Genomic DNA, 20,546 nt, shown 5'->3' with positions numbered 1-20,546 from the left:
ATGTCGAGGGGTGTGATCCTTCTGGCGGCTGGCGGCACGGGCGGGCATCTCTTCCCGGCCGAGGCGCTGGCACACGAGCTGAACGAGCGCGGCTGGAAGGTACATCTGGCCACCGATGACCGCGCCGAGCGCTTTGCCGGCCATTTCCCGGCGGCAGCCGTCCATCCGATCCAGTCGGCGACCATGGGGTCGAAGAACCCGGTGGCGGTGCTTGCCGCCTTCTGGAAGATCTGGCGCGGGGTGCGGCAGGCCTCAGCCATCATCGGCAGGATCAAGCCCGACGCCGTTGTCGGTTTCGGCGGCTATCCGACGCTGCCGCCGCTCTATGCGGCGACAAGGCGCAAAGTGCCGACGCTGATCCACGAGCAGAACGCGGTGATGGGCCGGGCCAACCGGGCACTGGCGGGTCGTGTCGATGCGATCGCCGGCGGCTTCCTGCCGGAAGATGCAAGTGCAGCAGGCGCCAAGACGGTGACGACGGGCAATCCGGTCCGGCCGCAAGTCATGGAAGCGGCAAAGATGCCCTACGCGGCATCGGCCGGAGAAGAGCCGTTCCGGCTGCTGGTGTTCGGCGGCAGCCAGGGCGCGCAGTTCTTTTCCGACGCAGTTCCCGCGGCTATTGCGCTGCTGCCGGAAGCGCTGCGCAAGCGGCTGGTGATTACCCAACAAGCCCGCGCCGACGATGTGGCGCGGGTGAAGACGGCCTATGCGGCGCTCGGTGTCGACGTGCAAGTGTCGCCGTTCTTCACCGATATGGCGGCGCGGATGGCGGCAGCACAGCTGGTGATGTCGCGCTCCGGTGCGTCCACCGTGTCTGAAATCGCCGTCATTGGCCGGCCGGCGCTGCTGGTGCCCTATCCGCACGCGCTCGATCATGACCAGGCGGCCAATGCCGCCGCCCTTGCCGCGGCAGGCGGGGCCGAAGTGCACCCGCAGTCGACGTTGTCGCCCGAGCGCATCGCTGCCTTGATCGGCGGGTTGATGCAGGATCCGGGCCGGCTGACTGCCATGGCGGCGGCGGCCAGATCGGCTGGAAAACCGGACGCGGCGCGGTTGCTCGCCGATCTGACAGAGGCTATTGCGTCCAGGAAAACCGTTTCGGAATTCAGGAAAGGGACGCACGCATGAAGATGCCGCAGACGATCGGCCTTGTGCATTTCATCGGCATTGGCGGCATCGGCATGAGCGGCATCGCCGAGGTGCTGCACAATCTCGGCTACAAGGTGCAAGGTTCCGACCAGGCCGACAGCGCCAATGTGCAGCGGCTGCGCGACAAGGGCATCGAGTGCTTCGTCGGCCACAAGGCCGAGAACATCGGTGAAGCCGAAGTAGTGGTCGTGTCGACCGCGATCAAGAAATCCAATCCGGAACTGAAGGCAGCGCGTGAAAAGCTGCTGCCGATTGTGCGCCGCGCCGAAATGCTGGCCGAATTGATGCGCTTCCGTCAGGCTGTCGCCATCGGCGGCACGCATGGCAAGACGACGACGACCTCAATGGTGGCGACGCTGCTGGAAGCCGGCGGGCTCGACCCGACGGTGATCAATGGCGGCATCATCAATGCCTACGGCACCAATGCCCGCATGGGCGACGGCGAATGGATGGTGGTCGAGGCCGATGAGAGCGACGGCACTTTCCTGAAGCTGCCGGCCGAGATTGCGGTCGTCACCAACATCGACCCCGAGCATCTCGATCACTATGGCAGTTTCGACAAGGTGCGAGAGGCGTTTCGTCAGTTCGTTGAGAACGTGCCGTTCTACGGCTTCGGCGTGATGTGCACCGATCATCCGGAGGTACAGGCGCTGGTCAGCCGCATCGAGGATCGCCGCGTCATCACCTATGGCGAGAACGCGCAGGCCGATGTGCGCTTCACCAACCACCGCATGGCGGGTGCCATCTCGGAATTCGACGTGGTGATCCGCGATCGCAAGGGCCGTGGCCAGATTACGATCGCCGGCCTGCGCCTGCCGATGCCCGGCCGTCACAATGTCTCCAACGCGACTGCGGCGATCGCGGTCGCGCATGAGCTTGGCCTTTCGCCGGAGGCGATCAAGAAGGGCCTGTCGTCCTTTGCCGGCGTCAAGCGGCGCTTTACGCACACAGGTTCGTGGAACGGCGTCGAGGTGTTCGACGATTATGGTCATCATCCGGTCGAGATCACGGCGGTGCTGAAGGCGGCGCGCAGCGCCACGGACGGCCGCGTCATCGCCATTGCCCAGCCGCACCGCTTCACCCGGCTGCATGATCTGTTCGACGAGTTTTCCGTCTGCTTCAATGATGCCGACACGGTGATGGTGGCGCCGGTCTATGCGGCCGGCGAAGAGCCGATCGACGGGGTGACCTCCGAGGCGCTGGTGTCGCGCATCCGCTCCGGCGGCCACCGCGACGCGCGCTACATCGAAGGTCCGGCGGCCATTGCGCCGGTCATCCGCGAGCTGGCCAAGCCCGGCGATTTCGTCGTCTTCCTCGGCGCCGGCAACATCACCCAATGGGCCTATGCGCTGCCCAAGGACCTTGGCGGAACCGTCTCATGATGCGCGGCCAGGCCTTGATCGACGGACTTGGCGATCGGCTTGCCGGCCTGCGCGGCCGCATCACGCCCAATGCCGAGATGGACAAGATCACCTGGTTCCGCGCCGGCGGACTTGCCGAGGCTCTTTTCCAGCCAGCCGACGAGGACGACCTCGCCGCGTTCCTGAAGGCCGTTCCCGAGGACATTCCGCTGACCGTCGTCGGCGTCGGCTCGAACCTTCTGGTGCGCGACGGTGGCATTCCGGGTTTTGTCATCCGGCTTTCGGCCAAGGGCTTTGGCGAAGCCGAGATTATCGGACCGACCACGATCAGGGCTGGCGCCGCCACGCCCGACAAGCGCGTGGCCGCACTTGCCTATGAGGCGGGCATTGGCGGCTTTCATTTCTATCATGGCATTCCCGGCGCCATCGGCGGCGCGCTGCGGATGAACGCCGGCGCCAATGGCGTCGAGACGCGCGAGCGGGTCGTCGAGGTGCGGGCGCTCGACCGCAAGGGCAGTTTTCATACGCTGAGCAATGCCGACATGGGCTACGCCTACCGTCACTCCTCCGCGCCGTCCGGGCTGATCTTCACGTCAGCCGTGTTCGAAGGGGCCCTGGAAGACAAGGCGGCGATCAAGGCGGCGATGGATGCCGTGCAGAACCACCGCGAAACCGTGCAGCCGATCCGCGAGAAGACCGGCGGCTCGACCTTCAAGAATCCGGACGGCACGTCGGCCTGGAAAGAGATCGACAAGGCCGGCTGCCGCGGGCTGATGATCGGCGGCGCGCAGATGTCGCCGATGCATTGCAACTTCATGATCAACACTGGAACCGCGACCGGCTACGACCTCGAATATCTGGGGGAGACGGTGCGCGCCCGGGTGCTCGAAAAATCCGGCATCCGGCTGCAGTGGGAGATCAAGCGCATCGGCAACTTCCGGCCTGGCCATGAGGTCCAGGAGTTTCTCGGACAGTTGCTCTAGGCCGCATTAGCGCAAGCTGAAGTTCGCGTAATGCTTTAACTTCAAACCGCCTGAAATACCCGCGCGACCGTTGCAGCGAAGACTCAACAACGCGCTTTTCGCGGTCGTTTTCACGGAAAGTGAATCTCTCGGAATCGTAAGCACTTGCCAGCGAATCAACTCTCTGATTCTCTGCCCTCAAGCGTTTCCTGATTTGAGTCGTTGCGACGCGTTACTCGCGTTTTCCGTCTGGGGGGCAACCTGCCGGAAGACTCGGACTCAATGTCGCGAAAACAGTGTTGCGGGCCCGCCGTATTAGGGGATGACGGGAAATGAAAAGTAAGCATGTGGCTGTTCTGCTGGGAGGATTCTCGTCCGAGCGGCCCGTGTCTCTGTCCTCGGGGAAGGCGTGTGCCGATGCGCTCGAGACTGAAGGCTACCAGGTCACCCGCGTCGATGTTTCGCGCGACGTCGGATCTGTGCTTGCCGAACTCAAGCCCGATGCTGTTTTCAACGCGCTGCACGGTCCTTTCGGCGAGGATGGCACCATTCAGGGCATTCTCGAATATCTCGCCATTCCCTACACCCATTCCGGCGTGCTCGCTTCGGCGCTTGCCATGAACAAGGAGCAGGCCAAGAAGATCGCCAAGGCTGCCGGCGTTCCGATAGCGGAATCGAAGGTGGCCAATCGCTTCGCCATCCAGAACAAGCATCCGATGAAGCCGCCCTATGTGGTCAAGCCGGTCAATGAGGGGTCGAGCTTCGGCGTCGTTATCGTGCATGAAGGTCAGTCGCATCCGCCGCAGGTCATCGGCTCGTCCGAATGGAAGTATGGCGACACGGTCATGGTCGAGCGCTACGTCCATGGACGCGAGCTGACCTGCGCGGTGATGGGCGATGTGGCGCTTGGCGTCTGCGAAATCATCCCGACCGGCCATTCCTTCTACGACTATGATTCAAAATACGTCGCGGGCGGATCAAAACACGAATGCCCGGCAAAAATTTCACCGAATATTTACCAAAAAATACAGACACTGGCGCTCAAGGCTCACCTAGCTATCGGCTGCCGGGGCGTTTCCCGGTCGGACTTCCGTTACGATGACCGTCACTCCGAAAACGGCGAGGTTGTCTGGCTCGAGGTCAACACCCAGCCAGGTATGACGCCGACGTCTTTGGTGCCGGAAATCGCCGCGCAAGCGGGACACTCGTTCGGCGATTTGTTGAGTTGGATGGTGGAGGACGCTTCGTGTCTGCGTTGAAGTGGGGACAGGGCAAGACAGGCGCGGCCGGGCCGGCGCTGTTCGGCATGCCGTTGTCGTTCGACCATTTCGTGCTGCCGCGCCTGCTTCGCCGGCCGGTGCGGGTGCTGGCGCGCCTGGGTGGCGGTGAAGTTCAGGCGCCGCGTTTCTGTGCCACCATCATGTCTGCCGTGCTGATCGCCTCCAGCTGCGCTTACGGCGCCTATCTCTCGGGCGATACTGACGAGATCGTCCAGAGCATCACTGCCCGCACCGGTTTTGCCGTCGACCAGATCAAGGTGGTCGGCAATCGCGAAACATCCGAGATCGACATTCTTGACAGGCTGGAACTTGACGGCTGGACGTCGTTGATCGGTTTTGACGCAGAGGCCGCACGCGAGCGCATTGGCACGCTGCCCTGGGTCGAGGTTGCAGCGGTGCGCAAGGTCTATCCGCACACGCTGGAGGTGCGCGTCGAGGAGCGCGAGCCGTTCGCGCTCTGGCAGCAAGGCAGTGATCTCTCCGTCATCGAACGGTCCGGCGCCGTGATTGCGCCGTTCTCGGGTGGCAAGCAGGCATTGCTGCCGCTGATCATCGGCACCGGCGCGCCGGCGAAGGCGCCGGACTTTCTGGCCAAGATCAAAAAATATCCCGAGCTTGCGGCGCGGGTCAAAGGCTACATCCGCATCGGCGAACGGCGTTGGGACCTGAAGCTGGAAAACGGCATCACGGTCAAGCTTCCCGAGGATGACGAAGATCAGGCGATCGCCGATCTCGTCAGGATGGACCACGACAACGGGCTTCTGACGCGCGACATCGCCGCCGTCGATATGCGCCTGTCCGACCGCCTGGTCGTCGAGTTGACGCCGGAAGCGGCGACGCAGCGTGAAGCCGCGCTCAACGAAAAACCGCAAAGCCTGAAGCGCAAGCCGGAGACGAAGATATGAGCTGGCTTGGCGGCAACAGCGATGCCTCCTCGCGCCGGTCCGGCACGCTAACGGTGCTGGACGTCGGCTCGAGCAAGGTTTGCTGCATGGTGGCAAAGCTCAAGCCGCGCGATGACGGCAATCTGCTGCGCGGGCGTTCGCACCGCGTCCAGGTGATCGGCATCGGCCACCAGAAATCGCAAGGCGTGAAGTCGGGGGTCGTCGTCGATCTCGACCGGGCCGAGCACGCCATCCGCCTTGCCGTCGACGCTGCCGAGCGCATGGCGGGGCTGACGGTCGATTCGCTCATCGTCAACATGACGGCCGGCCGGCTGAAGAGCGAAACCTTTTCGGCCACCATCAACCTTGGCGGCCACGAGGCCGACGAGGCCGACATCAAGCGCGTGCTCGCCGCCGGCGCCAAGCAGGCGCTGAGGACCGAGCGCGAGGTGATCCATTCGCTTCCCGTCGGTTTTTCGCTGGATGCCGAGCGCGGCGTGCGTGATCCGCGCGGCATGGTCGGCGACCAGCTTGGCGTCGACATGCATGTGCTGACCGGTGACGCGGCCCCCTTGCGCAATCTGGAGCTCTGCATCAACCGCTCGCATCTGTCGGTCGAGCGCATGGTGGCGACGCCCTATGCCAGCGGGCTTGCAGCGCTGGTCGACGACGAACTCGAAATGGGCGCGGCCTGCATCGACATGGGTGGCGGCACCACGACGATCTCGGTGTTTTCGGAAGGCAAGTTCGTTCATGCCGACGCCATTGCCATCGGCGGCAATCACGTGACGCTGGACATGGCCAAGGGCCTGTCGACCTCTCTCGATGCCGCCGAGCGGCTGAAAGTGATGCACGGCTCGGCGCTGCCCGGCAGTGCCGATGACCGCGACCTGGTTTCGATCCAGCCGATCGGCGAGGATGGCGACGTGCCGTTGCAGATACCGCGTTCGGTTATGACGCGCATCATCCGCGCCCGCATCGACGAAACGCTGGAACTGCTGCGCGACCGGCTGAACAAGTCGGGCTACGGCAATGCCGTCGGCAAGCGCGTCGTGCTCACTGGCGGCGCCAGCCAGCTTGCCGGCCTGCCGGAGGCGGCGCGCCGCATTCTGGGACGCAATGTACGCATCGGCCGCCCACTCGGCGTGGCAGGCCTGCCCGAAGCCGCCAAGGGGCCGGCTTTCTCGACCCCGGTCGGGCTTCTGATCTATCCGCAGATGGCGAGCTTCGAGAGCCGCCCTGCGAAAGGAATTTCCGGCCTCAGGATGACTGGTACGGGCGGAAAACTGCATCGAATGAGTCAGTGGTTGAGAGACAGTTTCTAAAATTGACGGGGACAGCCCCATAGGCGGCCGCGGCGGCGAAGCGGCGGGAAAGGCAAAGGACGGAGACAATGACCATCAATCTGCAAAAGCCGGACATCACCGAGCTCAAGCCACGCATCACCGTGTTCGGTGTCGGCGGCGGTGGCGGCAACGCCGTCAACAATATGATCACCGCCGGCTTGCGCGGTGTCGAGTTCGTCGTCGCCAACACCGACGCGCAGGCACTGACCATGTCGAAGGCCGATCGGCTGATCCAGCTCGGCGCGCATGTCACCGAGGGCCTCGGCGCCGGGTCGCAGCCTGAAGTCGGGCGCGCGGCGGCCGAGGAATGCATCGACGAGATCATCGATCATCTCTCCAACACCCATATGTGCTTCGTCACCGCCGGCATGGGCGGCGGCACCGGCACGGGTGCGGCTCCGGTCGTTGCCCGCGCTGCTCGCGAAAAGGGCATCCTCACCGTCGGCGTCGTCACCAAGCCGTTCCATTTCGAAGGCCAGCGCCGCATGAAGACGGCAGACCTCGGCATCGAGGAGCTGCAAAAATGCGTCGATACGCTGATCGTCATCCCCAACCAGAACCTGTTCCGGCTGGCCAATGACAAGACCACCTTCGCCGATGCCTTCGCCATGGCCGACCAGGTGCTCTATTCCGGGGTCGCCTGCATCACCGACCTGATGGTCAAGGAAGGCCTGATTAACCTCGACTTCGCCGACGTCCGTTCGGTCATGCGCGAGATGGGCAAGGCGATGATGGGCACCGGCGAAGCTTCGGGCGAGGGCCGTGCGATGGCTGCCGCCGAGGCCGCGATCGCCAACCCGCTGCTCGACGAGACCTCGATGAAGGGCGCCAAGGGCCTGCTGATCTCGATCACCGGTGGCCGCGACCTGACCCTGTTCGAGGTCGACGAAGCCGCAACGCGCATCCGCGAAGAGGTCGATCAGGACGCCAACATCATTCTCGGCGCTACGTTCGACGAAGAACTCGAAGGCGTGATCCGGGTTTCGGTGGTCGCCACCGGCATCGACAAATCGGCGGCTGATATCGCTTCCGCGCCGATCTCCATTCGCACGGCGCCGCAGAAGCCGGCCGCCCGCCCGGCTGTGCCGGTCACGGACAGCCGTCCGCCCGTCCAGCAGGCGATCTATGAGCCGCGCGCGGCCGACCCGGTTGCCGAGGCCATCCAGCTTGCCGAGGCCAATGCAGCGGCGATGGCGCAGGCTCGCCCAGTGCCGGTTGCCCAGGCCGACGACTTCCGGCCGCAGAGCAAGATCTTCCAGGCGCCGCCGGCCCAACCGCAGCCAATGGTCCAGCAGGTCATGCAGCCGGCGCCGCAGCGTGAAATGCCGCAGCCGGTTGCCGCGGCACCCCAGCGCATGCCGCGCGTCGAGGATTTTCCGCCGGTGGTGAAGGCTGAGGTGGAAGCCAAGAGCCGTCCGGCCGACCACGAGAACAGCGGACCGATGGGGCTGCTCAAGCGGCTGACCAACGGCCTGACGCGGCGCGAAGAGGAGCCTGCCCGGTTGCAGCCGGCACAGCCGCGTGAACCGAAACTGCGTCAGGCGGCACCCGAAATGCGCCGCCTTGCCAGTCAGGACCCGCAGCTCTACGCACCGCGCCGCGGTCAGTTGGACGATCAGGGCCGCCTTGCGCCGCAGACCAGGACAATGCAGGAAGACGATCAGCTGGAGATCCCGGCATTCCTGCGCCGTCAGGCCAATTGACCTGTTAACGGTCCGTAACAATTGTTAACAGGCAAGCAGGACACCGTTTGCCTGTTAACGCTTAAAATGATTGTAAAACAGCGGCTTACCGAACCGCTGGCATTCTGGTGGCGGTTACAGAGAGTAAGAAACCGTGATTTGGAGACTTTCTACCGGACCACTATCTTCGCTCGACTAGGTTCGGTGTGCCGGGATTCGGGGAGTTGGCCCAGCCTGCCGTAGATCAAGAGCCGCGAGCCCTTGGGGCTGATGAAGCGGCCGTAGGCAGTTTGGGCTATGGGGTTTGTCTTGCAAGACTATCAGACGACACTTAAATCGCGTGCGACGCTGACGGGTACCGGCGTTCACAGCGGCAAGCCCGTTACCGTCAATTTTCTGCCGGCAGACCCCGATACGGGTGTCGTCTTCCAGCTTTCGAATGGCGGCGAGGGCCGTGAGTTTCGCGCACTCGTTTCCGAAGTCGGCGCCACTGACCTGTGCACCATGCTCGGCGATCCCTCGGGTGAGCATATCGCCACCGTCGAACATCTGATGGCGACGCTGTTCGGGCTTGGCATCGACAATATCATCATCGAGATCGATGGCCGCGAGGTTCCGATCCTCGACGGCAGTGCCGTGGCGTTCGTGGAGGCCATAGACCAGGCCGGCATCGAGACGCTGCCGGTCAAGCGCCGCTACATCAGGGTGGTCAAGCCGGTTCGCATCGAGAACGGCGCCTCCTGGGCGGAATTCAGGCCCTATAGCGGGACGCGCTTCGAGATCGAGATCGATTTCGAAAGCCCGGCGATCGGCCGCCAGCTCTTTGCATCCGACATCAACCCCGACATTTTCCGCCGCGATATTGCGCGGGCCCGTACCTTCGGTTTCATGAAGGACGTCGAGCGCCTGTGGGCGGCCGGCTATGCGCTCGGCTCCTCGCTGGAAAACTCGCTGGTGATCGGCGACGACAACCGGGTGATCAACATTGGCGGCCTGCGCTATCCCAATGAGTTCGCTCGTCACAAGACGATGGACGCCATGGGCGATTTGGCGTTGGCCGGCGCCCGCTTCATCGGCTGCTTCCGTTCCTATCGCGGCGGCCACAGAATGAACGCTGCGGCGCTCAGGCGCCTGCTGTCCGACCGTTCGGCATTCGAGGTCGTCGAGACGACACGCCGCGAGCGCGGCCGCACCGCCGAGATGATCGCCGTCACCGGGCCTGTCTTTGCGCCTTGGGTGATCTGACTTTCCGGATTTCTGCCGTCAGCACGATTCGTTGCCACGCCGAAAGGCTCGGCTGAATTGCTTTCAGCCTTCCGTGGCGCGATTGGTTTTGCGCCAATCCTCAAGTGTCAGCGCGTATTCGACATCGCCATGCTCGGCACCCGGCAGCGAATCCGGCCCGTCGAGATAGAATGTTGCGACATAGACCAATCCGGCTTTCTCCATGACCCGCCGTGACGCCTGGTTGACGACCATGGTGTTGGCGATGATGCGGGTGAAGCCAAGGCGTGAGAAACCGGTGTCGACAAGGATTTTGGCGCCTTCGCCGCCATAGCCTAATCCCCATATGGCTCGCCGCAGCCGGTAACCGAGATCCGCGGTGCCATCGCCCCCGTCCCACAGCGAGAACCAGCCAACGAAGGCGCCTGAGACCTTCTCGATGGCCGCCCATAGGCCTTCTCGGGCGCCACGCGGCATCAGAAAGCTGGCTTCAGGGTCGATGCCATCCAGCGGCGTTGGCGCACCGCCGTTCAGAAAGCGCATCACCTCGGGGTCCTGTTCGAGCGCGAAAAGAGCATCGCGGTCGGCTGATGTGACAGGCCTCAGCCGCAGGGTTGCCGTCTCCAGTTCCAACGTCATTTCGCGGCCCATTTCTCCCAAAACACCTGCGCAGTGCTCCCGGCAAGACGTTAGCTTCATGTTAGGCGCGGGGGCATATGTTGCAGCAATACATCACTAGCACACCAAATTGCATGGGCGGCAGGGCGCGTCCTGGCTGCCACAAAAATGTGCGATTGGCGGGGGATAGCGTTGCTGGGCAAGGCAGTTATGGTTTATGGCTGCTGCCGTCGATTACGTGCATGACGCTCAAAAGTGGGGATCAGTTTTGAGGGAACGTCATGCGAAAGGCATTGAAATAACGCCGAAAGGGCGGAATCCAATCATGTTCTTCAAGCGAGTTGGTCAATTGAAAGCGCCGCATCGGGCTGTTTTCCTGGCGCTTTCGGTGGTTGTTCCATCGCTCTTCCTGTCGGCCTGCATGTCGTCCGAGAAAGATGTCGATCTGTCGACCTATGTCGACCAGACGGAGCCGGCCGACGTTCTCTACAATCAGGGTCTCGCCAATCTGAACGCCGGGCGTCTGCAAGAGGCGAGCCGCAAGTTCGATGCGGTCGACCGCCAGCATCCCTATTCGGAATTCGCCCGCAAATCGATGGTGATGGGCGCCTTTGCCGACTATCGGCAGGGCAGCTATGACGAGGCGATCAGCGCGGCCAAGCGTTATCTGACGCTTTATCCGTCGACCGATGATGCGGCTTACGCCCAGTACATTATCGGGTTGAGCTACTACCGGCAGATCAAGGACGTTACCCAGGACCAGAAGGAAGCGCGCCAGACCGTGCAGACAATGCAGGATCTGGTGACACGCTGGCCGACGTCGGAATATGTCGACGACGCCAAGGAGAAGATCCGTTTTGCCACCGACCAGTTGGCCGGCAAGGAGATGCAGATCGGTCGCTATTATCTCGAACGCCGCGAGTACATCGCCGCCGTCAAGCGGTTCCGTAATGTGGTGGAAAACTATTCCAACACGCGCCATGTCGAGGAGGCGCTCGCGCGTCTTACCGAAAGCTATTATGCGATGGGCCTGACCTCTGAAGCCCAGACGGCCGCCGCCGTGCTTGGCACCAACTATCCCGACAGCCCATGGTACAAGGATTCCTACAAGCTCCTGCAGAGCAATGGGCTTGCGCCGCGCGAGAATGCCGGATCGTGGATATCCAAGGCTGGGAAGCTGATCACCGGCGCTTGACCGGAGAAGATTGGTCCGAAGCGTGTTCAGCGCTTTTTCGGATTGATCCGATGCTAAAACAAAAAGATAGTGCGGCGCTGCGATTCCAACGGATCGCGCGCCGCGTTTTGTTTTTGTGCATGTCGTTGTCCCAACTCCGGGTCCACTTTTGGGCGACAGGCAATAGGTCCGGGTTCTGATGCTTTCCAGACTGTCGATCCGCGATATCGTCCTGATCGAGAAGCTGGATATCGACTTCCAGCCCGGCCTTTCGGTGCTGACCGGCGAAACCGGCGCCGGCAAATCCATCCTGCTTGATGCCTTGTCGTTGGCGCTTGGCGCGCGTGGCGACGCCTCGCTGGTGCGCCATGGCGCGGCGCAGGGCCAGGTCATCGCCGTCTTCGACGTACCGCGCAACCATCCCGCCCGCATGCTGCTTGTCGACAACGCCATCGACGACGACGGCGATATCATTTTGCGCCGCGTGCAGACGGCGGACGGCCGCACCCGCGTCTTCGTCAACGACCAGCCGTCCAGCGTTACGCTGATGCGCGACGTCGGCCGTGCGCTGGTCGAGATCCACGGCCAGCATGACGAGCGTGCGCTGGTCGATCCGGGCGCGCATCGCGAATTGCTGGACAGTTTTGGCGGTCATCTCGGCGCCGTGCGCGCGACCGGCGAAGCGTGGCGCTACTGGCGCGGCTGCGAGCAGGAATTTACGCGTCACCGCGCAAAGGTCGAGGCGGCAGCGCGCGAGGCGGACTATCTGCGCGCCGCGGTCGCCGAATTGACCAAACTCGATCCGCAGCCGGGCGAAGAGAGCGACCTTGCCGAACTGCGTGCCTCGATGATGCGGGCGGAAAAGATCGCCTCGGAAATCCACGATGCGCAGGATGTGCTTTCGGGGCCGTCCTCGCCCTTGCCGCAACTGGCCAGCCTGTTGCGGCGTCTGCAGCGCAAAGTGACCGAGGCGCCCGGCCTGCTTGACGACGTCGTCAAATCGCTCGACGAGGCGATGTTGTCGCTCGACGCGGCGCAGTCGGGCGTTGAAGCAGCCCTTCGCGCCACCGAATATGATCCGCAACGGCTGGAGAAGGCCGAAGAGCGGCTGTTTTCGTTGCGCGCCGCCTCGCGCAAGCACGCAGTGGCGGTCGATGATCTGGCGCAGCTGCGCGATACGATGGTCGCTGATCTTGCCGATCTCGACGCCGGCGAGGAGCGCCTGCACGCGCTGGAAAAGCAGGCCGCTGCAGCGCGCGAGGCCTACGATATTTCCGCCGCACAATTGTCGTCGCTTCGCCATGCGTCGGCGGTCGGACTGACCAAGGCGGTGATGGCCGAACTGCCGGCGTTGAAGCTCGAACGGGCCGAATTCATCGTCGAGATGACGAGCGACGTCGACAACCGCATGGAAGAGGGCATCGACCAGGTCGAGTTCTGGGTGCGCACCAATCCCGGCACACGGCCCGGGCCGATGATGAAGGTGGCGTCCGGCGGCGAGCTTTCGCGCTTCCTTCTGGCGCTGAAGGTGGCGCTTGCCGACCGCGGCTCGGCACCAACCCTGGTCTTCGACGAAATCGACACCGGGGTGGGCGGCGCCGTTGCCGACGCGATCGGCCAGCGGCTGGCGCGGCTGTCGAAGCGCGTGCAGGTGCTTTCGGTCACACATGCACCACAAGTCGCAGCGCGCGCGGCAACGCATTTCCTGATCTCCAAATCCGGCGGCAGCGACCGGGTCGCCACCGGCATTGCCGAGATGGACCGCGCGGCGCGCCAGGAAGAGATCGCCCGCATGCTGGCCGGAGCCACCATTACCGACGAGGCGCGTGCGGCCGCCGAGCGGCTGTTGCGCGAGAACATTGCTGCTGCCTAGGTTGTGGTGCTCACGTACTTCAAGTACGCTCCGCTCCGGTTCTCGGAAGCCGCCCTTCGCAGACCGGCCTGACCTGAATCTCGACACATCCTGGGTGCTGGATTCTCCATGCGTGGAATCTGAGTCAGCAGATGGCTGCATCCTGCTGTTCAGGAATGATTTTTCCACAGGCTATCTCCCTCGCGGCAAAACCTGATTTATAGTGGCTCGCTAGAATTCGAGGATCGCAGCGCATGTCTGAAAAACCAGTCGAATCGTTGAGCGAAAGCGAAGCTGCGGATGAGCTTCGGCGGCTGGCCGAGGAAATCGCCGGCCATGATCGCCGCTATCATGCCGAGGATGCGCCGACGATTTCGGACGCCGAATATGACGCGCTGCGGCGGCGCAACCTTGCCATCGAAGAGCGCTTCCCCGATCTGGTGCGCGAGGATTCGCCGTCGCGCCGCGTTGGTGCTGCGCCGGCGGAAGGCTTTGCCAAGGTGCGCCATGCGGTGCCGATGCTCAGCCTCGCCAAGGCCTATACCGACGAGGACGTCACCGATTTCCTCGAGCGCGGCCGGCGGTTTTTCGACCGCGACAAGGATCTCGACATCGCCTTCACGGCCGAGCCGAAGATCGACGGGCTGTCGGCGTCGCTGCGCTATGAACGCGGCGTGTTCGTGCAGGGCGCAACCCGCGGCGACGGCGCTGTCGGTGAAGACATCACCGCCAACCTCAAGACGATCGCCGACATCCCGGCGAAGCTGAAAGGCTCGGGCTGGCCCGAGACGATCGAGATACGCGGCGAGGTCTACATGACCTATGCGGAGTTCGAGGCGCTGAAGGCGCGCTCGGCGGCGGTTGGCGGCCAGGACTATGTCAATCCGCGCAACACGGCTGCCGGCTCGCTGCGCCAGAAGGATGCCTCGGTCACCGCCAGCCGCAATCTCAGGTTCTTCGCCTATGCCTGGGGCTACACGACAGAAGATCCGGCGCCGACCCAGTACGAATCCGTGCAGAAATTCAGGGATTGGGGATTCCAGATCAGCCCGCTGATGGTGCGGGCGAGGTCGGTCGAGGATTTGGTCGCGCAGTACCGCCTCATCGAGGCTCAGCGCTCATCGCTTGGCTATGACATCGACGGCGTCGTCTACAAGGTCGACCAGCTGGAATTGCAGCGCAGATGGGGTTTCGTCACCGGCGAACCGCGCTGGGCCATCGCCCACAAATTTCCGGCCGAACAGGCGTCGACGACCGTGCAGAAGATCGACATCCAGGTCGGCCGCACCGGCACGCTGGCGCCGGTTGCACGGCTGGCGCCAGTCACGGTTGGCGGCGTCGTGGTTGAAAACGTGACGCTGCACAATGAGGACTACATCAAGGGCCTCGACAGCACCGGCCAACCGATCCGAGACGGCATCGACGTGCGCATCGGCGACACGGTGGTGATCCAGCGGGCAGGCGACGTCATTCCGCAGATCGTCAGCGTCGTCATCGACAAGCGTCCGGCCGATGCCGTGCCGTACGAATTCCCGCACATTTGTCCGGTCTGCGGCTCGCCGGCGACGCGTGAGATCAACGAGAAGACCGGTAAGGAAGATTCGCGTCGACGCTGCACCGGCGAACTGATCTGCGCCGCGCAGGCCGTGGAAAAATTGCGCCACTTCGTGTCACGCGGCGCCATGGATATCGAGGGCCTGGGCGCCGAGAACATCGATACGTTCTTCAACGCCGGATTGATCAAGACGGCCGCCGATATCTTCACGCTCAGGGACCGCCGTCCGGCCGTCACCAAGGCGCTGGCCGAGCGGCGCGAGGAGCAGGCCAGGCAGCGCGAGGCCGCATCGGGCAAGACGCGCAAGAATGTGCGCAGTGTCGAGGACCGCAACTACGAAGGCCTCGACAAGCTCTTCGCTGCGATCGATTCGCGCCGTGAGCCGGAACTCGACCGCTTCATCTTCGCGCTAGGCATTCGTCACATCGGCGAAACGACTGCCGCCGTGCTTGCCCGGACGTTCTCGACAATCGAGGAGTTGATCCGCGTCGGCAAGGAGACGGCGGCGGCCGCCGATCCACACAGCGTCTTCCCATCGGTCAACGGCATTGGCGACACGGTCATCGATGCGTTGCGCGATTTCTTCGGCAATGAACGCAATGACGACGTGCTTGACGCGCTGCTCGCGCAGGTCAAGCCGAAGCCGTATATCGTCACCGTCTCAGTCGACAGTGAGGTTGCAGGCAAGACGATCGTCTTCACCGGCTCCTTGGAAAAGATGACACGTTCCGAAGCCAAGGCGATGGCCGAACGGCTCGGCGCCAAGGTGGCGGGTTCGGTTTCCGCGAAGACCGATCTGTTGGTGGCCGGGCCTGGTGCAGGCTCCAAACTGAAACTTGCCAGTGAACTCGGCGTCGAAGTCATCGACGAGGACACTTGGTTGCAACGGGTCGGCAAGGCGTGATGGCCGGCGCGTTCAACGGCTTCGGTCCAAAAGCCATCCCTTTTCTGAAGGCGCTGGATTTTCATCAAAGCCGGGAGTGGTTCCTGGAGAACCGCGACCTCTTTGAACGCGAATTGCGCGACCCCTTCGGCGATCTGGTCGAGACGCTGACAGAGCGCTTCGCAGCGGCGGGCCTCGGCCTGCGCGGCGACCGCAAGAAGTCGCTGTTCCGCATCAACCGCGATGTGCGTTTCGCCAAGGACAAGCGGCCCTACAACCGGCATCTGTCCGCGATCCTGTCGCCCGACGGCACCAAGATGGAACAAGGCGTGTTCTTCGTGCATATCGGGCTTGAGCGCTGCTTTGCCGGCATTGCCTGGTGGCAGCCGAGCCCGGAGCTGCTGCTGGCGATGCGCAAGGCCATCGCGACCCGGCCCGCCGAATTCCGCGCCCTGCTTGCGGCGCTGAAGAAAAACGGTCTGGAGCTCGACACCGAAGACCGCATGAAGCGCACGCCGCGCGGCTTCGAGCATGTCACCGAGGCTGATCTTGTGGCTGCCATTCGCAACCGCCATTTCGCCGTCCGCCACGCGATCGATCCGGCGGGAATTCATACCGCTGCACTGGTCGAGGAACTCGTCGATTTCACCTTGCGCGCCAAGCCGCTGCTCGATTGGGGCAGGGCGATCCAGGGCAAGGTGTCGGGCATTTAGTTTCCGCCCGCCGGGGCCTCGATATTCCGGCTACATCCGCATCAAAAGCCCGCCATCGACGGCGAGTTCAATTCCGGTGATGTAGTTTGCTGCATCCGAGAGCAGGAAAAGTGCTGCATTGGCCATATCCTGCGGCGTGCCGATGCGGCCGAGCGGCGTATAGTCGGCAACCGCCGCACGCTTCTCCTCGGTATCCCAGCGCGCCTGCAAGGGGGTGAGCGCCATGCCCGGGCAGATCGCGTTCGAACGGATGCCGTCGCCGGCAAGTTGCATGGCCAGCGACTTCGAAAGCGCGCAGACGCCGGCCTTCGATGCCTGGTAGGCGTCCTGCGGTTTCGGATCGCCGCGATACCACTGGATGGTCGAGAAATGGACCATGGCGCCGCCGCGCCCGCCCGCGCGCATGACGGGAACGACGGAGCGCGCCGTGTGCACGAAGGATTTCAGGTTGATGGCGAAAACCTGGTCCCAGACATCGAGATCCATCTCCAGTGCCGATCTGTCGCGGCCGAACCAGAGCACGCCGGCGACATTGGCGAGATAGTCGATGCCGCCGCGCTCACGCCCCGCCGTGGTCACGACCTGTTCGACAAAAGCAGCGTCGGTGAGGTCGCCCTGGGCAAAGGTCAGTCTGTCGCCGTGGGAGGACAGGGAGGCCGGACAGGCCTTGAGGTCGATGGCGGTGACCGATGCGCCGGCTTCGAGCAGCGCAAGCGCAATCGCCTCGCCCATGCCGCCGCCGGCCCCGGTGACGACCGCATGCCTGCCGGTGAAATCATAAACGATCATCTCGCAATCCCTCAGTGCTTTGGCGACCCGTGACATCAGTTTCGCTGATCTGTTGGCTCAAACGAATTCGTCTGACTTTTCAGCCGCTCGAACCTACATATCACCGCGACTTAGGAATGTGACATGTCGGCAGAGACCTTAACCGAAAATTCCGCGACCAGCGATTTCTGGAATGGCGTTCGGCTCTCGATGCCGGTCGTCGTGGCGTCGGCGCCGTTTGCGCTGTTGTTCGGGGCGATTGCCGTCGACAACGGATTTTCCGTGCTCGAGGCTTTTCTGATGAGCGCCCTGATCTTCGGCGGCGCCAGCCAGATGGTTGGCATTGAGCTGTTCGGCCAACACGTCGCGCCATGGCTGATCGTGCTGTCGATCTTCGCCGTCAATTTCCGCCACGTGCTCTATTCCGCCGGCATCGGCCGGCGCATCGCGCATTGGCCTGTCATCCAGCAGGCCATGGGTTTTTTCGTGCTCACCGATCCGCAATTCGCGGTGGCCGAGGCCAAGGCGCAATCCGGCGAGACGGTCGGCTTCGCCTGGTATATGGGGCTCGGCTTGCCGGTCTATCTGTTCTGGGTGATCGAAAGCGCGCTCGGCGCGGTGTTCGGCAAGCTTATCCCAGACACCCACGCGCTGGGCATCGATTTCCTGCTGCCGATCTATTTCCTCGGCCTGGTCATGGGCTTTCGCAAGCGGCCGCTGTGGCTGCCGGTGGTCATCGCCAGTGCCGTCGCCTCGATCATCGCCTACAAGACGGTGGGGTCGCCATGGCACGTTTCCATCGGTGCGATTGCCGGCGTGCTGCTAGCCGTCATCCTGCCGCCGCACCATAGTGGCGTGGAGGCGCGGCCATGAGCGCGACCTTCTGGATCATCATCGCCGGCGCGGTCGCCACCTATCTCACCCGCATCGGCGGCCACTTGGTCATCTCGCGCTTCGACAACATCCATCCACGCGTCGAGGCCGGGCTGAACGCCGTGCCGGCGGCGGTGCTGACCACACTGGTGGCGCCAGCCGCGCTTGGCGCCGGGCCGGCCGAATGGGCGGCGCTCATCGTTGCCGGCCTAGTCTCGCTGCGCGGCGGCCTGATGGTGATGTTTTTGGCTGGCGCGGCGGTGTTGATCCTGGCGCGGCAGTTCGTCGGATAGACTTCAGATCTTGGCGTCGTGCGGCAGCGGCGCGGTTGCTTTTTCCAGCCAGGCCAGCGTCTCGCCGTCGAGCATCGGTCCGATCTCGGCCAGCACGCGCGCATGGTATTGGTCGAGCCAATGCAATTCGTCGCGCGTCAACAGGTCGGTGCGGATCAACCTGACGTCGATCGGCGCCAGCGTCAGCGTCTCGAAGCCGTGCATGGCGATGTCGCCGCCTTCGACCGCCTCAGTCGGCGTCACCAGGACAAGATTCTCGATGCGGATGCCGTAGGAGCCTTCCTTGTAGTAGCCAGGCTCGTTGGACAGCATCATGCCGGCGAGCAGCTTTTCGGTGCCGGTGCGGGCAATGCGCTGCGGCCCTTCATGCACGGCGAGATAGGAGCCGACGCCATGGCCGGTGCCATGCGCGAAGTCGCAGCCATGCTTCCACAGCGCCATCCGCGCCACAGCGTCGATTTCGGAGCCACGCGTGCCCGGGGGAAAGCGCAGCATGGAAATGCCGATCATGCCTTTCAGCACCAGAGTGAAGCGCTCGCGCATCTCTTCGGTCGGCTTGCCGATCGGTACGGTGCGGGTGATGTCGGTGGTGCCGTCCTGGTATTGCCCACCGGAATCGAGCAGGAACAGTTCGCCATTCGCCAGTTTGCGGCTGGTGGCGCGCGACACGCGGTAGTGCATGATGGCGCCGTTGGGGCCGGCGCCGGAAATGGTATCGAAGGAGATGTCGCGCAGCGGCATCTGCGTTTCCTCGCCGGTGGTACGGCGGGTTTCCTCCAGCCTGGTGACGACTGATATCTCGTCGAGCTTGCCGGGCTTTTGGCGCTCCAGCCAGCAGAGCAGCTTTGCGACGGCCGCGCCATCGCGGCGGTGCGCGGCGCGGCTGCCGGCGATTTCGGCCGGGTTTTTGGTGGCGCGTGGGATGCGGGCAGGGTCGGCCGCTGACGTGACGGTGCCGCCATTGTCCTCGATCAGCATTTTCAGTCTTTCCGCCGCCAGCACCGGGTCGAGCGCGATCCTGGCGCCGCCCTTGGCAAGTGCGATGATCGCAGCCTCGAATTCGCTGGGCTCATGCAGATCGGCGAGTTGGGTGAGATAGGCCGCGACGGTGCGCGAGAACTTGCGCTGATCCATGAAAATCTGGTGCGAGCCATTAGCGGCGAGAACGGCGAAACCGAGCGCCAGCGGCGTGTGCGGCACGTCGCCGCCGCGGATGTTGAAGGTCCAGGCGATGGAAGAGGGGTCGGTCAGCACGGTATGGGTGGCGCCATCCTTGGCAATGGCCGCTGCCAGCCGCGCCAGCTTGTCCCTGGCGAGTTCGCCGGCAAAGCCGATCGGGTGAATCTCGACCGGCGCCAGCGGCGGTTCGGGCTGGTCCTTCCAGATGATGTCGATAGGGTTCCTGTCGAGTGGCACCAGGGTCGCGCCCGATTGTTCGGCCGCGGCTTTCAGCGCCTTGACCTCGCCCAGCGTGTGCAGCCACGGATCGAAACCCAGCCGCGCGCCCTTGCCGAGATTATCCTTGATCCAGCTGGCCGGCGGGTTGTCGACCAGGCTTTCGATCGAAAAAATGTCGAGATCGACCTCATGGCGCACCTGCAGCGTGTAGCGTCCGTCGACAAACATGAAGGCGCGGTCGGCCAGCACGATGGCGACGCCGGCCGAACCGCTGAAGCCGGTCAGCCATTTCAGCCGCGCCGAGCGGTCGGCGACGTATTCGCCCTGGTGCTCGTCGGCGCGCGGCACGATGAAGCCGTCCAGCCCGTTGGCCGCCAGCCATTGGCGCAGCAGCGCCACGCGCAGCTTGCCCACTGAGGGGTCGCCGGCGGAATCGAAGGTCTGGAACATAGTGGCCTCCTCGGGTGCTTGGGGCCAAGCGTAGCGCATGAGCCCGAAAACCGGAATCGATTTCCGGACGTTCCAGACCGG

Annotated in this window: 17 protein-coding genes; 14 read left to right on the top strand and 3 right to left on the bottom strand. The window is 63.6% G+C overall.

The genetic code is table 11. From position 1 onward, the window contains the following. The 8 genes from murG (at position 1) to lpxC (ending at position 9,909) form a co-directional block, all read left to right on the top strand. Complete coding sequence (murG, locus tag AC1DXN_RS18205) at positions 1–1,128, top strand: undecaprenyldiphospho-muramoylpentapeptide beta-N-acetylglucosaminyltransferase (protein ID WP_477274971.1); 1,128 nt, start codon at positions 1–3, stop codon at positions 1,126–1,128. Continuing rightward, positions 1,125–2,531, top strand: a complete 1,407-nt coding sequence (gene murC / locus AC1DXN_RS18200; protein ID WP_477274969.1) for a UDP-N-acetylmuramate--L-alanine ligase — start codon at positions 1,125–1,127, stop codon at positions 2,529–2,531. Before murG ends, murC begins: the two co-directional genes overlap by 4 nt. Continuing rightward, positions 2,528–3,493 (top strand): UDP-N-acetylmuramate dehydrogenase, encoded by a 966-nt coding sequence (murB, locus tag AC1DXN_RS18195; protein WP_477274967.1) that lies wholly within the window; start codon positions 2,528–2,530, stop codon positions 3,491–3,493. Before murC ends, murB begins: the two co-directional genes overlap by 4 nt. Before the next feature lie 311 nt (positions 3,494–3,804). After that, positions 3,805–4,731, top strand: coding sequence for a D-alanine--D-alanine ligase (locus AC1DXN_RS18190; protein ID WP_477244627.1), 927 nt, complete (start codon positions 3,805–3,807; stop codon positions 4,729–4,731). Further along, the gene (locus tag AC1DXN_RS18185; RefSeq protein ID WP_477274965.1) at positions 4,719–5,657 is read left to right on the top strand and encodes a cell division protein FtsQ/DivIB; all 939 of its coding nucleotides are present in this window, start codon (positions 4,719–4,721) and stop codon (positions 5,655–5,657) included. Before AC1DXN_RS18190 ends, AC1DXN_RS18185 begins: the two co-directional genes overlap by 13 nt. Then, the gene (gene ftsA / locus AC1DXN_RS18180; RefSeq protein ID WP_477244631.1) at positions 5,654–6,961 is read left to right on the top strand and encodes a cell division protein FtsA; all 1,308 of its coding nucleotides are present in this window, start codon (positions 5,654–5,656) and stop codon (positions 6,959–6,961) included. The genes AC1DXN_RS18185 and ftsA overlap by 4 nt, the downstream gene beginning before the upstream one ends. Before the next feature lie 68 nt (positions 6,962–7,029). Beyond that, positions 7,030–8,685: a cell division protein FtsZ gene (gene ftsZ, locus AC1DXN_RS18175; RefSeq protein ID WP_477244632.1), complete on the top strand. Its 1,656-nt coding sequence runs from the start codon at positions 7,030–7,032 to the stop codon at positions 8,683–8,685. A gap of 276 nt (positions 8,686–8,961) precedes the next feature. Next, the gene (gene lpxC, locus AC1DXN_RS18170; RefSeq protein ID WP_477274964.1) at positions 8,962–9,909 is read left to right on the top strand and encodes a UDP-3-O-acyl-N-acetylglucosamine deacetylase; all 948 of its coding nucleotides are present in this window, start codon (positions 8,962–8,964) and stop codon (positions 9,907–9,909) included. Between the two features lie 63 nt (positions 9,910–9,972). Here the strand turns inward: lpxC and AC1DXN_RS18165 are convergent, their stop codons facing one another. Then, positions 9,973–10,527 carry a GNAT family N-acetyltransferase gene (locus AC1DXN_RS18165; protein ID WP_477274963.1) on the bottom strand — a complete coding sequence of 185 codons (555 nt, stop codon included), beginning with the start codon at positions 10,525–10,527 and terminating at the stop codon, positions 9,973–9,975. Positions 10,528–10,831: 304 nt separating this feature from the next. On the opposite strand from AC1DXN_RS18165, the gene AC1DXN_RS18160 reads away from it, so the two are divergent. The 4 genes from AC1DXN_RS18160 (at position 10,832) to AC1DXN_RS18145 (ending at position 16,683) form a co-directional block, all read left to right on the top strand. After that, positions 10,832–11,701 carry an outer membrane protein assembly factor BamD gene (locus AC1DXN_RS18160; protein ID WP_477244636.1) on the top strand — a complete coding sequence of 290 codons (870 nt, stop codon included), beginning with the start codon at positions 10,832–10,834 and terminating at the stop codon, positions 11,699–11,701. Positions 11,702–11,879: 178 nt separating this feature from the next. Beyond that, positions 11,880–13,553, top strand: coding sequence for a DNA repair protein RecN (recN, locus tag AC1DXN_RS18155; protein ID WP_477274961.1), 1,674 nt, complete (start codon positions 11,880–11,882; stop codon positions 13,551–13,553). Positions 13,554–13,786: 233 nt separating this feature from the next. Then, positions 13,787–15,991, top strand: coding sequence for an NAD-dependent DNA ligase LigA (ligA, locus tag AC1DXN_RS18150; RefSeq protein WP_477277254.1), 2,205 nt, complete (start codon positions 13,787–13,789; stop codon positions 15,989–15,991). Beyond that, complete coding sequence (locus AC1DXN_RS18145) at positions 15,991–16,683, top strand: DUF2461 domain-containing protein (protein WP_477277252.1); 693 nt, start codon at positions 15,991–15,993, stop codon at positions 16,681–16,683. The genes ligA and AC1DXN_RS18145 overlap by 1 nt, the downstream gene beginning before the upstream one ends. A gap of 30 nt (positions 16,684–16,713) precedes the next feature. Here AC1DXN_RS18145 and AC1DXN_RS18140 read toward each other — a convergent pair whose 3' ends face one another. Next, positions 16,714–17,472 carry an SDR family NAD(P)-dependent oxidoreductase gene (locus AC1DXN_RS18140; RefSeq protein WP_477277250.1) on the bottom strand — a complete coding sequence of 253 codons (759 nt, stop codon included), beginning with the start codon at positions 17,470–17,472 and terminating at the stop codon, positions 16,714–16,716. 123 nt (positions 17,473–17,595) lie between these two features. Between AC1DXN_RS18140 and AC1DXN_RS18135 the strand changes: the two genes are divergently transcribed. After that, entirely contained in the window at positions 17,596–18,324 is a 729-nt protein-coding gene (locus AC1DXN_RS18135) for an AzlC family ABC transporter permease (RefSeq protein WP_477277248.1), read from the top strand. Next, positions 18,321–18,617, top strand: a complete 297-nt coding sequence (locus AC1DXN_RS18130) for an AzlD family protein (RefSeq protein ID WP_477277246.1) — start codon at positions 18,321–18,323, stop codon at positions 18,615–18,617. Before AC1DXN_RS18135 ends, AC1DXN_RS18130 begins: the two co-directional genes overlap by 4 nt. A 3-nt stretch (positions 18,618–18,620) precedes the next feature. Here the strand turns inward: AC1DXN_RS18130 and AC1DXN_RS18125 are convergent, their stop codons facing one another. Further along, on the bottom strand, positions 18,621–20,465 hold the full coding sequence (locus tag AC1DXN_RS18125) for an aminopeptidase P family protein (protein ID WP_477277244.1): 1,845 nt from the start codon (positions 20,463–20,465) through the stop codon (positions 18,621–18,623). Between the last annotated feature and the right edge of the window lie 81 nt (positions 20,466–20,546).

This window comes from Mesorhizobium sp. P2_H9, assembly GCF_056403215.1.
Note: the sequence above shows the minus strand (reverse complement) of the source record. Positions and strands in the feature narration are given on the sequence as shown.

Bases quoted from the DNA above. Each gene is read 5' to 3' on its own strand.
- murG (WP_477274971.1), top strand. From the start codon at position 1: ATGTCGAGGGGTGTGATCCTTCTGGCGGCTGGCGGCACGGGCGGGCAT.
- murC (WP_477274969.1), top strand. From the start codon at position 1,125: ATGAAGATGCCGCAGACGATCGGCCTTGTGCATTTCATCGGCATTGGC.
- murB (WP_477274967.1), top strand. From the start codon at position 2,528: ATGATGCGCGGCCAGGCCTTGATCGACGGACTTGGCGATCGGCTTGCC.
- AC1DXN_RS18190 (WP_477244627.1), top strand. From the start codon at position 3,805: ATGAAAAGTAAGCATGTGGCTGTTCTGCTGGGAGGATTCTCGTCCGAG.
- ftsA (WP_477244631.1), top strand. From the start codon at position 5,654: ATGAGCTGGCTTGGCGGCAACAGCGATGCCTCCTCGCGCCGGTCCGGC.
- ftsZ (WP_477244632.1), top strand. From the start codon at position 7,030: ATGACCATCAATCTGCAAAAGCCGGACATCACCGAGCTCAAGCCACGC.
- lpxC (WP_477274964.1), top strand. From the start codon at position 8,962: ATGGGGTTTGTCTTGCAAGACTATCAGACGACACTTAAATCGCGTGCG.
- AC1DXN_RS18165 (WP_477274963.1), bottom strand. From the start codon at position 10,527: ATGACGTTGGAACTGGAGACGGCAACCCTGCGGCTGAGGCCTGTCACA.
- AC1DXN_RS18160 (WP_477244636.1), top strand. From the start codon at position 10,832: ATGTTCTTCAAGCGAGTTGGTCAATTGAAAGCGCCGCATCGGGCTGTT.
- recN (WP_477274961.1), top strand. From the start codon at position 11,880: ATGCTTTCCAGACTGTCGATCCGCGATATCGTCCTGATCGAGAAGCTG.
- ligA (WP_477277254.1), top strand. From the start codon at position 13,787: ATGTCTGAAAAACCAGTCGAATCGTTGAGCGAAAGCGAAGCTGCGGAT.
- AC1DXN_RS18145 (WP_477277252.1), top strand. From the start codon at position 15,991: ATGGCCGGCGCGTTCAACGGCTTCGGTCCAAAAGCCATCCCTTTTCTG.
- AC1DXN_RS18140 (WP_477277250.1), bottom strand. From the start codon at position 17,472: ATGATCGTTTATGATTTCACCGGCAGGCATGCGGTCGTCACCGGGGCC.
- AC1DXN_RS18135 (WP_477277248.1), top strand. From the start codon at position 17,596: ATGTCGGCAGAGACCTTAACCGAAAATTCCGCGACCAGCGATTTCTGG.
- AC1DXN_RS18130 (WP_477277246.1), top strand. From the start codon at position 18,321: ATGAGCGCGACCTTCTGGATCATCATCGCCGGCGCGGTCGCCACCTAT.
- AC1DXN_RS18125 (WP_477277244.1), bottom strand. From the start codon at position 20,465: ATGTTCCAGACCTTCGATTCCGCCGGCGACCCCTCAGTGGGCAAGCTG.